At 61.0% G+C, this 15263-nt stretch carries 11 protein-coding genes; 2 read left to right on the top strand and 9 right to left on the bottom strand.

Going from position 1 to position 15263, the window contains the following annotated elements:
* Window position 1 precedes the first annotated feature (1 nt).
* The 5 genes from PRJ_RS02510 to PRJ_RS02485 form a co-directional block, all read right to left on the bottom strand.
* Window positions 2–658 carry a formate dehydrogenase subunit gamma gene (locus tag PRJ_RS02510; protein ID WP_011953329.1) on the bottom strand — a complete coding sequence of 219 codons (657 nt, stop codon included), beginning with the start codon at window positions 656–658 and terminating at the stop codon, window positions 2–4.
* Window positions 655–1605: a formate dehydrogenase subunit beta gene (gene fdxH / locus PRJ_RS02505; protein ID WP_104960694.1), complete on the bottom strand. Its 951-nt coding sequence runs from the start codon at window positions 1603–1605 to the stop codon at window positions 655–657. Before fdxH ends, PRJ_RS02510 begins: the two co-directional genes overlap by 4 nt.
* Complete coding sequence (fdnG, locus tag PRJ_RS02500; RefSeq protein ID WP_147429950.1) at window positions 1605–4673, bottom strand: formate dehydrogenase-N subunit alpha; 3069 nt, start codon at window positions 4671–4673, stop codon at window positions 1605–1607. The genes fdxH and fdnG overlap by 1 nt, the downstream gene beginning before the upstream one ends.
* 147 nt (window positions 4674–4820) lie before the next feature.
* Window positions 4821–5582, bottom strand: a complete 762-nt coding sequence (locus PRJ_RS02490; protein WP_020192248.1) for an SDR family NAD(P)-dependent oxidoreductase — start codon at window positions 5580–5582, stop codon at window positions 4821–4823.
* A 21-nt stretch (window positions 5583–5603) separates the two neighbouring features.
* Window positions 5604–6389, bottom strand: a complete 786-nt coding sequence (locus PRJ_RS02485) for a TSUP family transporter (RefSeq protein ID WP_104960692.1) — start codon at window positions 6387–6389, stop codon at window positions 5604–5606.
* Between the two features lie 200 nt (window positions 6390–6589).
* Here PRJ_RS02485 and PRJ_RS02480 point away from each other — a divergent pair, with 200 nt between their 5' ends.
* Window positions 6590–7972, top strand: a complete 1383-nt coding sequence (locus PRJ_RS02480) for a PLP-dependent aminotransferase family protein (protein WP_104960691.1) — start codon at window positions 6590–6592, stop codon at window positions 7970–7972.
* Between the two features lie 90 nt (window positions 7973–8062).
* Here PRJ_RS02480 and PRJ_RS02475 read toward each other — a convergent pair whose 3' ends face one another.
* Both PRJ_RS02475 and PRJ_RS02470 read right to left on the bottom strand, forming a co-directional pair.
* Window positions 8063–8608 (bottom strand): single-stranded DNA-binding protein, encoded by a 546-nt coding sequence (locus tag PRJ_RS02475; protein WP_003255446.1) that lies wholly within the window; start codon window positions 8606–8608, stop codon window positions 8063–8065.
* Between the two features lie 9 nt (window positions 8609–8617).
* Window positions 8618–10012 (bottom strand): MFS transporter, encoded by a 1395-nt coding sequence (locus PRJ_RS02470; RefSeq protein WP_104960690.1) that lies wholly within the window; start codon window positions 10010–10012, stop codon window positions 8618–8620.
* A gap of 129 nt (window positions 10013–10141) precedes the next feature.
* Between PRJ_RS02470 and uvrA the strand changes: the two genes are divergently transcribed.
* A complete protein-coding gene (gene uvrA, locus PRJ_RS02465; protein ID WP_162497225.1) occupies window positions 10142–12976 on the top strand; it encodes an excinuclease ABC subunit UvrA in 2835 nt (944 codons plus the stop codon).
* A 72-nt stretch (window positions 12977–13048) separates the two neighbouring features.
* Here uvrA and bfr read toward each other — a convergent pair whose 3' ends face one another.
* Window positions 13049–13513, bottom strand: coding sequence for a bacterioferritin (gene bfr / locus PRJ_RS02460; RefSeq protein ID WP_003255449.1), 465 nt, complete (start codon window positions 13511–13513; stop codon window positions 13049–13051).
* A 163-nt stretch (window positions 13514–13676) separates the two neighbouring features.
* On the bottom strand, window positions 13677–15116 hold the full coding sequence (locus PRJ_RS02455) for a catalase (RefSeq protein WP_010951777.1): 1440 nt from the start codon (window positions 15114–15116) through the stop codon (window positions 13677–13679).
* Window positions 15117–15263: the final 147 nt, after the last annotated feature.

Here is a 15263-nt window from a genome sequence, read left to right as displayed (position 1 = left end):
CTTATCCTTCTTTTCGTCCGTGATCACCCGGCGTCTTGTCGCCGGTCACTTCGCGGTACCACAACTCATGATGCTTGCGGGCCCAGGCGCGGCTGACCCAGCCATGCAGCATGGCGCCGATCGAGCCCTTGATCCAGATGCCGGCGTAGATGTGCACGATGATGCTGAGAATCAGCACGAAGGCCGCCAGCGCATGCAGCAGTGCAGACAAGCGAATGGCATCGATGCCAAACCAATGGCTGAAGTACGCGCGCCAGATCACCACGCCACTGACCAGCAATACCAGCATGCACACCAGCAGGGTCCAGAACAGCAGCTTCTGCCCGGCATTGTACTTGCCGATCGGCGGTACGCCCTCCTCCTCGTTGCGCATGACCCGGTCCACCCGGCGCAGCCACAGGCGGTCATTGGCGGTGATGAAGTTGGCCCGCCAGAAGCGTAATACCAGGCCGAGGAAAAACACGAACATCGCCACACCGATGAAGGGATGCAGAATGCGCGTCCACGGCCCGCCGCCGAACAGGTTGCTGAGCCAGAATAGCGCCGGATGGAACAGCGCAAGCCCCGACAGCCCAGCCAGGATGAACAGGATCGCCACCACCCAGTGGTTGCTACGCTCGTTGGCGTTGTAGCGCAGGATGGGTTTGTTGTCGTTCATGGCCGCTGCTCCCCTTGCCCACCGGGCTGCTTCGGATCATAGACATGGACCGACGGGTCCACTTGATGCACGCTTTCGTCCGGCGGTCTCGGGTGTTCATCCTCCTCGACACGCTGTGGGCCGATCCGCACATAGTGGAAGAACCCCGCCAGCACCGCCGCGCCCATGGCCAACAGCGCCAGCGGCTTGGTGAAGCCCTTCCACAACCCTACCAACGGGCTGATCACTGGCTGGTCCGGCAGGCCGGCATACAGCTTCGGCGTGTCGGCATGGTGCAGCACGTACATCACGTGGGTACCACCGACGCCGTCCGGGTCGTACAGCCCGGCCTTGTCGTAGCCCCGCGACTTCAGATCGACGATGCGCTCGGCCGCATGCACTTTCATCTCGTCCTTGCTGCCGAACACGATCGCCCCGGTCGGGCAGGTTTTCACGCACGCCGGCTCCAGCCCCACGCTCACGCGATCGGAACACAGGGTGCACTTGTACGCCTTGTGGTCTTTCTGCGAGATGCGCGGGATGTTGAACGGGCAGCCGGTGATGCAGTAGCCGCAGCCGATGCAGTGGTCCTGGTTGAAGTCGACGATACCGTTGGCGTGCTTGATGATCGCGCCCGGGCTCGGGCAGGCCTTCAGGCAACCTGGGTCGGCACAGTGCATGCAGCCGTCCTTGCGGATCAGCCACTCCAGGTTGCCGTCGTCGCGCTCGTGCTCGGTAAAGCGCATCAGTGTCCAGGTCTCGGCAGTGAGGTCCTGGGGGTTGTCGTAGGTGCCGTGGTTGTGGCCAACCTCGTCACGCAGTTCATTCCACTCCGAGCACGCCACTTGGCACGCCTTGCAGCCGATGCACTTGGTAGTGTCGATCAGCTTGGCGACCTCCTCCTGCTGACGCACCGAGGGCGGCACGGTAGTGGTGGCCGAGCGGGCGATGATGTCTTGGCTGGCCATCAGAGTTTCTCCACTTTCACGAGGAACGACTTGGACTCTGGCGTCTGCGTGTTGCCGTCACCGAGGAACGGCACCAAGGTATTGGTCAGGTAGCCATGCCGGGTAGCGCCGGTGAAGCCCCAGTGCAACGGAATGCCGATCTGGTGCACGGTCTGATTGTTGACCTGCAGCGGGCGAATCCGCTTGGTCACCACCGCCACCGCATCGATATGCCCACGCTTGCTCGACACCCGTACCCGGTCGCCGGCCTTGATGCCTTTCTCGTTGGCCAGCACCTCGCCTATTTCGACGAACTGCTCGGGCTGGGCAATGGCGTTGAGCCGGCAATGCTTGCTCCAGAAGTGGAAATGCTCGGTCAGCCGGTAGGTGGTCGCCGCATAAGGGAACTCGTCATGCGTGCCGAGGGTGTCCCACACAGAATCGAAGATGCGCCCGGCCGGGTTGCTGGTGGCCTTCTTGTTCTGCGGGTGCAGCGGGTTGATGCCGATCGGTGTTTCGAAGGGCTCATAGTGCTCGGGGAACGGGCCTTCGGCCATCTTGTCGATGGCGAAGAAACGCGCCACGCCTTCGGGGTTCATGATGAAGGGGTTCATCCCCGCCTCGGGCGGCGAGTCGACCTTGAAGTCCGGCACGTCGGTGCCGGTCCAGGCCTTGCCGTTCCACCATACCAGGCGCTTTTTCTCCGGGTCCCACGGCTTGCCTTGCGGGTCGCTGGAGGCACGGTTGTAAAGGATGCGGCGGTTGGCCGGCCAGGCCCAGGCCCAGTTCTGCACCTGGTGCATGCCATACGGATCGCTGTTGTCGCGGCGAGCCATCTGGTTGCCTTGTTCGGTCCAGCTACCGGCAAAGATCCAGCAGCCAGACGCGGTGCTGCCATCGTCCTTGAGCTGGCCGAAGCCCGCCAGTTGCTGGCCCGCCTTGATCACCGCGCCAGTCGGGTCGGTGACATCGGCCACCGCCCAGCCGTTCATCTCCTTGGCCAGCTCCTCCGGGGAGGGCTCTTCAGGGATCTTGTACGGCCAGCTGATATTCATTATCGCGTCAGGATAGGTCCCCCCTTCGGCCTTGTAACGTTGGCGCAGGCGCAGGAACAGCTCGCTCATGATCTGCACGTCGGTACGTGTCTCGCCCGGGCCGTCTGCGCCCTTCCAGTGCCATTGCAGCCAGCGGCTGCTGTTGACCAGCGAGCCGTCTTCCTCGGCGAAGCAGGTAGTGGGCAAGCGGATCACTTCGGTCTGGATAGAAGCCGTGTCGACATCGTTGAACGGCCCGGCGTTGCGCCAGAATTCCGAGGTCTCGGTGGCCAAGGGATCCATGACCACCAGCCACTTGAGCTTGCCCAGTGCCGCAGTGACGCGGTTTTTGTCCGGCAGCGCGGCGATCGGGTTGAAGCCCTGGCACATATAACCATTGACTTTGCCCTGGCCCATCATCTCGAACATGCGCAGCACGTCGTAGGCCGGTACATCGAGTTTGGGCAGCCAGTCATAACCCCAGTTGTTTTCCGCCGTGGCGTTGGCGCCGTACCAGGCCTTCATCAGGCTGACGTGGAACTTGCCGTAGTTCTGCCAGTACGACAACTGCCCAGGCCGCAGCGGCTTGGAAGCGCGCTTGTCGATGTAGGCGGCGTAGTCCTGCTCGGCGTCACCGGCCAGGGTCAGGTAGCCCGGCAGCGAGTTGGACAGCAGGCCGAGGTCGGTCAGGCCCTGGATGTTGGAGTGCCCGCGCAGGGCGTTGACCCCGCCTCCGGGCATGCCGACGTTGCCGAGCAGCAACTGGACCATGGCCGCACTGCGGATAATCTGCGCACCGATCGAATGCTGCGTCCAACCTAGCGCATAAAGGATCGTCATGGTCTTGCCCGGAACCGAGCAGGAGGCGATCTCTTCCCAGACCTTCATCATGGCGTCCTGCGGCATGCCACAGGTCATGCTCGCCAGTTCCGGGGTATAGCGGCTGTAATGCTGCTTCATCAGCTGGAACACGCAGCGAGGGTGTTGCAGTGTCGGGTCGACCTTGGCGTAGCCGTCCTCACCCAGCTCGTAACCCCAGCCGGACTTGTCGGTGTACACACGCTTGGCCTCGTCGTAGCCGCTGAACAGCCCATCCTCGAAGCCATAGTTCTCTTTGACGATGAACGACACGTCAGTGTAGTTGCGCACGTACTCGTGCTGGATCTTGTCGTTGCTGAGCAGGTAGTTGATCAGCCCGCCCATGAAGGCGATGTCGGTGCCGGTACGGATCGGTGCGTAGTAATCCGCCACCGAAGCGGTACGGGTAAACCGCGGGTCGACCACAATCAGCCGCGCCTTGTTGTGCGCTTTGGCCTCGGTCACCCACTTGAAGCCGCATGGATGCGCTTCTGCTGCGTTGCCACCCATCACCAGGACCAGATTCGCGTTGGCGATATCGGACCAGTGGTTGGTCATGGCGCCACGGCCGTACGTCGGGGCAAGACTTGCCACCGTCGGGCCATGTCAGACACGTGCCTGGTTATCGAACCCCAGCATGCCTGTTGCGCGGATGACCTTGTGGGTCAGGTAGCCAGCCTCGCTGGAAGCGGCGGAGGCGGCAAGAAAACCGGTGGTGAGCCAGCGGTTGACCGTTTGGCCTTGGGCGTTCTTCTCGATGAAGTTGGCATCGCGGTCCTGCTTCATCAGGTCGGCGACGCGGTCCAGCGCCTCGTCCCAGCTGACCCGCACCCACTCTTTGCTGCCCGGCTTGCGAACCTCGGGGTACTGCAGGCGGCTCGGGCTGTGGATAAAGTCCAGCAAGCCGGCGCCTTTCGGGCAAAGTGTGCCGCGGTTGACCGGGTGGTCGGCGTCCCCTTCGATATGGATGATGTTCTGTTTGACGTTCTTACCCGCATCACCCTGGCTGTACAGGATCAGGCCGCAGCCGACCGAACAGTAGGGGCAGGTGTTACGGGTTTCTTTGGTATGCGCCAGCTTGAAGTGACGCACCTGCTCGGCGAATGCCGGCGTCGGGGCCATGCCCAACGCCGCAAGGCTCGAGCCTCCAAGGCCGACGGCGGCGACCTTGAAGAACTGCCGACGGTTCAGGTCCATCGTGCACTCCTGATCAGGTGGTGGACGCGCGGAACATTGCCGGCGCCTCTTGGTAGTCACGGTGGCGGCCAATTGATGGCCGCCAAAGGATAAGACTAGTCAAGAATCCAGAAGGTGCGATGACCTGGGTCAGTAGTGCGGCCCCGATCAGGCACGTGGCAGGTTGCGCACCACATTCAGCGCCGCACTGCTCTGCGCCACAGGCATGATCTCGATGGTATTGATATTCACGTGCGCCGGCTGCTCGGCAACCCAGGCTACCGTCGCTGCGATGTCCTCCGGCAGAAGGGCCTCTACATCCCGATACAAGGCCTGCACGGCGTCCATGTCGCCATTGAGGCGCACCACCGAGAAGTCAGTGCCTGAGCACAGCCCCGGCTCGATGTTGCTCACCCGCACCCGGGTGCCAGCCAGGTCGGCACGCAGGTTGAGGCTGAACTGGCGGACGAACGCCTTGCTGGCGCCATACACGTTACCGCCCGGGTAGGGGTAAGTGCCGGCGATCGAGCCGATGTTGATGATCATGCCGCTATCGGCTTCCACCATCTGCGGCAGGATCTTGTGGGTGACCATGGCCAGGCCGGTGATGTTGGTGTCGATCATCTGCTGCCAGTTTGCGGCACTGCTGGTTTGGGCACGGTCCACGCCCAGCGCCAGTCCCGCGTTGTTGACCAGCAGATCGATCTGCAGCGACGCCTCACGCATCTGCTCGACCGCCTTCTCGAGCGACACTGAATCAGTGACATCCAGCGCCAGCGGAATGAAATTTACGCCCAGTTCGGCCTCCAGTGCTTTCAGTTTGTCCATGCGCCTGGCTCCACCGATCACACGGTAGCCTTTGCCGATCAGGGTGCAGCAGATGGCGCGGCCAAAGCCTGAGGAAGCACCGGTTACAAATGCGGTTTTCATTCGTTGTCTCCTATAAATGGGTCAGGTGAGGTACTTCACGCCCAGGCTGGTGAACAGGCAGAGCATCGAGAACACCAACGCCTTGCGCACCACGTCGTTGCCTTTACGCAAGGCCAGGGAACTGCCCAGGTGGTTACCGAGGATGTTGCAGGCCACAAGTGGCAATGCCAGCAGGTAGACGACCTTGCCTGCGCTGACGAACGCCACCAAAGCACCGATGTTGGAAGCGAAGTTGAAGGTTTTGGAGTTGGCCGAACTGGAGACCAGGTCCATGCGCAGCAGGTAATGGAAAGCGATGATGAACATGCTGCCGGTACCGGGGCCGAAGAAGCCGTCGTAGAAGCCAATGGCCAGGCAAGTCAACGGCACTACGGTGTACAGCATTCGCGAAGACAGTTTGCGCTCCTCGACCGGACGATCCTTGGGGGTAAGGAAAATGAGAATGCCGAGGGGGATCAGTGCCAGGATGATCTTGCCCACCGTTTCCTGCGAGATCGATACGATCAGGTGAGCCCCCAGGTAGGCGCCTAATAGCGAAAACGGCACCCCGACCAACGCTACCTGCCAGACCATCTTGCTGTTGGCCAGGAAGTTGCGGATAGCCGCCAGCGTGCCGAGGGTACTGACCAGTTTTTCCTGGCCCAGTGCCACTTGGGGCGGCATGCCAACCAGCAGAAAACCCGGCACCAGAAACAAACCACCACCACCGGCAATGCTGTCGACGAAGCCCGCAACGAAGGCGATCGCGCCAAGTATGAGGACTGCCAGCAACCAGTGCTCCGCCCAGTAAGAACCCAACATTTCCATAGCGATGTCCATCCAGTGGAGCGTTATGCCAGGCACAGCCCGAGTGTGGCCGGCCTGATCGGTGCGATGATTGTAATTTCAAAAATTGAATCGATTCAATCTAAAATAAATTCAACTCAATTTAGCCAATTACCATCATTACCTGCATCCGAGCTTTCATGCTAGGCTTTCGCGCTCTTGCAAAGCCTGGTGCCATCTCCATGTGGGTCCCCCAATACAGCCATCAAACACAGCCGGTTTACCTGATGATCGCTGATGCCCTTGAACAGGACATCGAAAGTGGTCGGCTTGCAGAAGGCGATCGCTTACCCACGCTCAAGGACCTGGCCGAGGCGCTGAATGTAACCCCCGGCACTGTTGGCAGGGCCTACGACGAAGCAGCCAAGCGTGGTCTGGTGGCTGGCGAGGTAGGCCGAGGCACATTTGTCAGGCAACTGCGGCAGCCATTACCCGCCCCGTCGGTGCCCACACCCGTTGCCGGCGAGAGTAGCCAGATCGACCTCTCGATCATCAAGCCCAACGACGCTCACATGAGCGAGTGGCTAGGCACGGCTATCAGCGAACTGGCCGCCTCATCGGACTTGGGGCAGGTACTCGACTATGTGACAGAGGGTGGTCACACCTCCCACAAACAAGCCGGTGCGACCTGGATACAGCGCTGGCTGCCTGATGCTCGCTGGCAGCAGGTAGTACTGACCGCTGGCGCCCAACATGGGCTGCTGGTGGCCATCAGCAGCCTGTCGAAGAATGACGATGTGGTGCTGTGCGAGTCGCTCTGCTACCCGGGCATCATATCCCTGGCCCACAGCCTGGGCCGGCGCCTGCGCGGCGTCGCCATGGACGAACACGGGCTCATCCCGGAGGCATTGCGCGCGGCCTGCCTGGAACACCGCCCTTCCCTGCTGGTGTGCGTCACCACGCACCAGAACCCGACCAATTCGATCATGCCCCCTGCAAGGCGCCAGGCTATCGCCGAGATCGCTCGTGAGTTCGACCTGTTCATCGTGGATGACGATATCTACGGTTTTCTCGAGCCCAGCCCGGACTACAAGCCGCTTGCAGCGTATGCGCCTGAACGCTCGGTATACCTCACCAGCCTGTCCAAAAGCGTGCTGCCGGCGCTGCGCATCGGCTACCTGTACGCCCCGCCGCAAACCCTGTCGCGGTTATCATCGATGGTACGCAGCAGCGTGTGGATGGCATCGCCTCTGATGGCGCAATTGGCCAGTAACCTGATCAACAGCGGCAAGGCCGACCAGTTGGTGCGTATGCAGCAGCAGGAGGCGGCCGCGCGCCAGCACATGGCCCGGGAGATTCTTGGCCAATACAAGATCCGCAGTCAGCCCCACAGCTTCCATATCTGGCTGGAGCTGCCAGAACCGTGGACCAGCGACGAGTTTGCCAACCTGGCTCGTGACAACGGCGTAACGGTGGTCAGCGGCAGCCAGTTCCTGCCTGAACGCAGCCACGCCACCAGCGGTGTGCGCATCGCCCTGATGGCACCCAGCCGCCAAGAACTGGGCTTTGCCCTGACCAAGCTGGCAAGCCTGCTGGATTCGCCGGAGCCCCGGTTGTTCTACTGAAAGCGATGCCAGATACGCAGTGCTGCCCATAAAAAAACCCAGGGCAACTGCCCTGGGTTTCTGGTCTTGCTGAACGCCCTACCGCTCTGATCAGAACGGAATATCGTCATCGAAGCTGTCGAAGTCAGCCGCCGGCTGCGGCGCAGGCTGTTGCGGCGCTGGGCGCTGAGGGGCCTGTTGCGGGCGCTGGGCCTGCTGGCGTGGCGGTGCCTGGTTGTACTGTTGCTGCTGGCCGCCACCATAATTGCCGCCACCCTGGTTGTACGGGTCGCCGCCCTGCTGCTGGCCCTGCGGACGACCGCCGAGCAGCTGCATGGTGCCGTTGATGTCGACGATGATCTCGGTGGTGTAGCGCTTGATGCCGTCTTTTTCCCACTCGCGGGTCTGCAGCTTGCCTTCGATGTAGCACTGCGAACCCTTGCGCAGGTATTCGCCAGCGATTTCGGCAACCTTGCCGAACAGCGACACACGGTGCCACTCGGTACGCTCGACCTTCTGGCCCGACTGCTTGTCAGTCCACTGCTCGCTGGTGGCCAGGCTCAGGTTGGTCACGGCGTTACCGTTGGGCAGGTAGCGGACTTCGGGATCCTGGCCACAGGTACCGACCAGAATGACTTTGTTAACCCCACGGGCCATAACGTTCTCCTAGGCTTCGCACGCCGAAGAGGCTGGATTCACCAGTCGCTCGAGGGTCGCACGGTCCAAAATTTTCGTATCCAGTTTGATATAGATGGCGGCTTCTTCTTCCACCACCACAGCGTCGGTCACACCCGGCACGGCCATCAGGCGCTCGGTCAGGCCGGCTTCCCGGACCGCCTCAGGCGTCAAGGGCATGCGCAGGCTGGTCACATATGGCGGCTCGTTCATGCGCAAGGCGACGATCAGCCAGATAGCACACAGCACCGCGCTACCGAGGAACACCGTGTTCAGCCCGCCGTGCTGGAACAGCCAGCCGCCAAGAATCCCGCCTAACGCTGCACCGAGGAACTGGCTGGTGGAATACACCCCCATTGCCGTCCCCTTGCCACCGGCAGGCGACACCTTGCTCACCAGAGAAGGCAGCGAAGCCTCCAGCAGGTTGAATGCGGTAAAGAATACCACGGTGCCAATCACCAGTCCGCGCAAACCGTCAGCCCACTCCCAGAAGTATATCTCCGTCAGCAGCAGGACACTGACCGCGCCGGCCAACACACGTTTCATCTTGCGCTTTTTTTCGCCGTAGATGATGAACGGGACCATTGCAAAAAATGAGATGAACAGCGCGGTCAGGTACACCCACCAATGCTGCTCCTTGGGCAGGCCGCCACGCTCGACGAACGCCAGCGGCAGCGCAACGAAGCTGGCCATGAGGACGGCGTGCAGGATGAAAATGCTGACGTCCAGGCGCAGAAGGTCCGGATGGCGCAGGGTCGGGCCGATGGCCTGGCGCGCCACACCCGACTCGCGGTGCTGCAAAATGCTGTGGGTGCTGGGCACGACAAACGCGATCAACAGCATGCCGACCAGGGCAAGCCCAGCCGTGACCAGGAACAAACCTGACAAACCAAAGGCACTTGTCAGCAACGGACCGACGACCATGGCGACAGCAAACGACAGGCCGATGCTCATGCCGATCATGGCCATGGCCTTGGTCCGGTGTTGTTCGCGGGTGAGGTCCGACAGCAGTGCCATGACCGCAGCAGAAATTGCCCCCGCGCCCTGCAGGATGCGCCCGGCAATCACGCCCCAGATAGAGTCGGCCTGGGCCGCCAGTACACTGCCCAGGGCGAAGATCACCAGCCCCAGATAAATCACCGGCCGGCGACCGATGCGGTCGGAAATCATCCCGAACGGGATCTGCAATACCGCCTGGGTCAGGCCATAGGCACCAATGGCCAGGCCGATCAGGGCAGGCGTGGCGCCAGCCAGGTCCATGCCGTAGGTGGCCAGTACCGGCAAGACCATGAACATGCCCAGCATACGAAAGGCAAAGACCAGGGCAAGGCCGCCAGCGGCGCGGGTTTCGCCGCCACTCATGCGCTCGTTGTGGGTGTCGTGCATGGATTAACCTCGTGTGAACCGGCGGCGATTCTATCAGTCCGACAGCTTGACGGCATCTACGCGACGCTTTGCCGCGTACTGGCAGGGCGCCGTATACTTCCTTGTTTATGCCCGCCGAGCGAGGCCGCAGTGGACAAGATCCTGATTCGTGGGGCACGTACCCACAACCTGAAGAACATCGACCTGACCCTGCCCCGGGACAAGTTGATCGTGATCACCGGCCTGTCCGGTTCCGGCAAGTCGTCCCTGGCGTTCGATACCTTGTACGCCGAAGGCCAGCGCCGCTATGTGGAATCGCTGTCGGCCTACGCCCGGCAGTTCCTGTCGATGATGGAAAAGCCCGACGTCGACACCATCGAAGGCCTGTCGCCGGCGATTTCGATCGAGCAGAAGTCGACCTCGCACAACCCGCGCTCCACGGTCGGCACCATCACCGAAATCTACGACTATCTGCGCCTGCTGTACGCCCGCGTCGGTACTCCACGCTGCCCGGACCACGATATTCCGCTGGAGGCGCAAACGATCAGCCAGATGGTCGACCTGGTGCTGGAGCGCCCGGAAGGCAGCAAGCTGATGCTGCTCGCGCCAGTGGTGCGCGAGCGCAAGGGCGAGCACCTGGCGGTGTTTGACGAGCTTCGCGCCCAGGGTTTCGTGCGGGCCAGGGTCAACGGCAAGCTCTACGAACTCGATGAGTTGCCCAAGCTGGACAAGCAGAAGAAGCACAGCATCGATGTGGTGGTGGACCGCTTCAAAGTCCGCGCCGACCTGCAACAGCGCCTGGCCGAATCGTTCGAGACCGCGTTGAAGCTGGCCGACGGTATTGCCCTGGTGGCACCGATGGACGACGAACAAGGCGAAGAGACGATCTTCTCCGCGCGCTTCGCCTGTCCGGTGTGCGGCCACGCGATCAGCGAGCTGGAACCGAAGCTGTTTTCCTTCAACAACCCGGCTGGCGCCTGCCCGACCTGCGACGGCCTGGGGGTCAAGCAGTTCTTCGACACCAAACGCCTGGTCAACACCGAACTGACCTTGGCCGAAGGCGCGATCCGCGGCTGGGACCGGCGTAACGTGTACTACTTCCAGATGCTCGGTTCGTTGGCTGCGCACTACGGCTTCAGCCTGGAGGAGCCTTTCGGCGAGCTGTCAGCCGAACACCAGAAAGTGATCCTGCAGGGCAGCGGCAAGCAGAGTGTCGATTTCAAGTACCTCAACGACCGAGGCGACATCGTCAAGCGATCGCACCCGTTCGAAGGCATTGTGCCGAACCTTGAGCGCCGCTACCGCGAAACCGAATCGGCCACCGTGCGTGAAGAACTGGCCAAATTCCTTGGCACGCAACCGTGCCCGGATTGCCGGGGTACGCGCCTGCGCCGCGAGGCGCGCCATGTGTGGGTGGGCGAGAAAACCCTGCCGGCGGCAACCAATTTGCCGATCGGTGAAGCCAGCAACTACTTTGGTCAACTGACCCTTACTGGCCGGCGTGGCGAAATCGCGGCAAAAATCCTCAAGGAAATCTGCGAACGACTTCAGTTCCTGGTCAATGTCGGTCTCGACTACCTGACCCTGGATCGTAGCGCCGACACCCTGTCCGGTGGCGAAGCGCAACGTATCCGCCTCGCCAGCCAGATCGGCGCTGGGCTGGTGGGGGTGATGTACATCCTCGATGAACCGTCCATCGGCCTTCATCAACGCGACAACGACCGCCTGTTGGCCACCCTCAACCATTTGCGCGACCTGGGCAACACGGTGATCGTGGTGGAACACGACGAGGACGCCATTCGGCTGGCCGACTACGTGGTCGATATCGGCCCGGGCGCCGGTGTTCACGGTGGGCAGATTGTCGCCGAGGGCTCGCCCCAGGAGGTCATGGACCATCCCGATTCGCTGACTGGCAAGTACCTGTCCGGGCGCAAGAAGATCGTCGTGCCGGCCAAGCGCACGCCGCGCAACAAGAAGCTGCAGCTCAAGCTCAAGGGCGCACGTGGCAACAACCTGCAGAACGTCGACCTGGAAGTACCGATCGGCCTGCTGACCTGCGTGACCGGTGTATCCGGCTCGGGTAAATCGACGCTGATCAACAACACCCTGTACCCCTTGGCCGCCACCGCCCTCAATGGCGCAAGCAGCCTGGAAGCCGCACCGCACAGCAGCATGGACGGCCTGCAGCACCTGGACAAGGTGGTGGATATCGACCAGAGCCCGATCGGCCGCACGCCGCGCTCCAACCCGGCCACCTACACCGGCATCTTCACGCCGATCCGCGAGCTGTTCTCCGGTGTCCCGGAGTCACGCTCGCGTGGTTATGGCCCGGGGCGTTTCTCGTTCAACGTCAAGGGTGGCCGTTGCGAGGCCTGCCAGGGCGATGGCCTGATCAAGGTGGAAATGCACTTCCTGCCGGACATCTACGTGCCGTGTGACGTGTGCAAGAGCAAGCGCTACAACCGCGAAACCCTGGAGATCAAGTACAAAGGCAAGAACATCCACGAGGTGCTGGAAATGACCATCGAGGATGCCCGCGAGTTCTTCGATGCGGTGCCGGCGCTGGCGCGCAAGCTGCAAACGTTGATGGATGTGGGCCTGTCGTACATCAAACTGGGGCAATCAGCGACCACGTTGTCCGGCGGTGAGGCGCAGCGGGTAAAGCTGTCGCGCGAACTGTCCAAGCGCGATACCGGCAAGACCTTGTACATCCTCGACGAACCTACCACCGGCCTGCACTTTGCCGATATCCAGCAACTGCTGGACGTGTTGCATCGCCTGCGCGACCACGGCAATACCGTGGTGGTGATCGAGCATAACCTGGATGTGATCAAGACCGCCGACTGGCTGGTTGACCTGGGGCCTGAGGGTGGCTCCAAGGGTGGGCAGATCATTGCCTGCGGTACGCCAGAAGAGCTGAGCGAGATGAAGCAGTCATATACCGGCCATTACCTGAAACCATTGCTGGAGCGGGATAGGGCCTGAGTATTGCCAGCGCAATGAAAAAGCCCCTGGTACCGATGGTGCCAGGGGCTTTTACTTGAGTCTGTGGATAACTTACATCTGCGACTGCAGGTAGTTTTCCAGCCCGATGGCCTTGATCAGGCCCTGCTGCTTCTCAAGCCAGTAGGTGTGATCTTCTTCGGTGTCGGCCAGCTGCGCACGCAGGATGTCACGACTGACGTAGTCCTTGTGCAATTCGCACAGCTCGATGCCTTTGCAAAGCGCACCGCGCACCTTGTATTCGAGCTTGAGGTCTGCCTCGATCATTTCCGGCACGGTGCTACCGACCTCCAGGTCATCCGCACGCATGTCAGGGGTCCCTTCGAGCATGAGGATACGACGCATCAGGGCATCGGCGTGTTGCGTCTCTTCCTCCATCTCGTGGTTGATGCGCTCGTAGAGCTTGGACAGGCCCCAGTCTTCGTACATGCGCGAATGAATGAAGTACTGGTCGCGTGCCGCCAGTTCGCCCTTCAGCAGCGTGACGAGATAGTTGATTACGTCCGGGTGGCCTTGCATCGCCCTGATTCTCCATGTGAAAACGTCTATGCCACATAGTGTGAACCAGCTTTTGTCTATGGTCACTGAAAAACGCGCAATCAGACGCAAAAAATCGGTTAAACAGTAGTGATATTCATTGAAAAACCGCCCAAATGAGGGCGGTTCTTCTTATCACTTCGACTTAGGCGAGATTGATGCCCAAAGCCTTTGCAATCCCTTCGCCGTAAGCCGGATCCGCCTTGAAGAAGTACTGTAGCTGACGCTGAATGACATCTTCGCTGACGCCCGCCATGGTACCGGCGATGTTGCTGATCAGCAGGGCCTTCTGCTCATCGTTCATCAAACGGAACAAAGCGCCGGCATGGCTGAAGTAGTCGGTGTCCTCGCGGTGATCGTAGCGATCAGCCGAACCATTCATGGCCAATGCTGGCTCAGCATGACGTGGCGACTGTTTCGGGGCATCGCTGTAGCTGTTTGGCTCGTAGTTCGGTGCACTACCGTAACTGCCGGTGGCCATCGAGCCGTCACGCTGGTAGCTGTTCACCGGGCAGCGTGGCGCGTTGACTGGCAATTGCTGGTGGTTGGTCCCCACGCGATAGCGGTGCGCGTCGGCGTAGGCGAATACGCGGCCTTGCAGCATGCGGTCCGGCGAAAGACCGACGCCGGGCACCATATTGCTCGGCCCGAACGCGGCCTGCTCGACCTCCGCAAAATAGTTGAGCGGGTTACGGTTGAGCTCCAGCACACCCACCTCGATGAGTGGATAATCCTTCTGCGACCAGGTCTTGGTCACGTCGAATGGGTTCTCGTCGCGGCTGGCAGCCTCGGCTTCGCTCATCACCTGAATGCAGACAGTCCAGCGCGGGTAGTCGCCACGCTCGATGGCCTCGAAGAGGTCGCGCTGAGCGTAATCCGGATCGGTCCCTGCCAGGCGTGCAGCATCTGCCGGGGTGAGGTTCTTGATGCCTTGTTGGGTCTTGAAGTGCCACTTGACCCAAGTGCGCTCACCCTTTGCATTGATCAGGCTGTAGGTGTGGCTGCCAAAGCCATGCATGTGACGGTAGCCGTCCGGAATGCCACGGTCGGAAAACAGGATGGTGACCTGATGCAACGCTTCGGGAGAGTGCGACCAGAAGTCCCACATCATCTGAGCATTCTTCAGGTTGGACTGCGGGTGGCGCTTCTGGGTGTGGATAAAGTCCGGGAACTTCAGCGGGTCACGAATGAAGAACACTGGCGTGTTGTTACCGACGATGTCCCAGTTGCCTTCTTCGGTGTAGAACTTCACCGCGAAACCACGCGGGTCACGCTCGGTATCTGCAGAGCCGCGCTCGCCACCAACGGTGGAGAAGCGTAAGAAAGTCTCGGTTTGTTTACCGACCTCTTCGAACAGCTTGGCGCTGGTATAGCCGGTGATATCGTGAGTAACGGTAAAGGTACCGTAGGCGCCCGAGCCTTTGGCATGGACGCGGCGCTCAGGAATGTTCTCGCGGTTGAAATGGGCGAGCTTCTCGATCAGGTGGAAGTCGTCGAGCAGCAGCGGACCGCGCGGGCCGGCGGAGCGGGAGTTCTGGTTGTCGGCTACAGGTGCACCGCTAGCGGTGGTGAGAATCTTGCTCATGGGCTCTCCTTTTCGGTCTTCAAGGGCCGGCTAATCGGCTGTAGAGAGAGTATTGACGAGCAAGATTACAGGGACAAATTCATTACATGACTTACATCAATAGAGATAAACAATAGATGTACAAACAAAAAACCGGGCACTAGGCCC

The organism is Pseudomonas sp. XWY-1 (assembly GCF_002953115.1).
Taxonomy (GTDB): Bacteria; Pseudomonadota; Gammaproteobacteria; order Pseudomonadales; family Pseudomonadaceae; genus Aquipseudomonas; species Aquipseudomonas alloputida.
The sequence above is the reverse complement of the archived record's forward strand: the minus strand, read 5'-3'. Positions and strand labels throughout refer to the sequence as shown.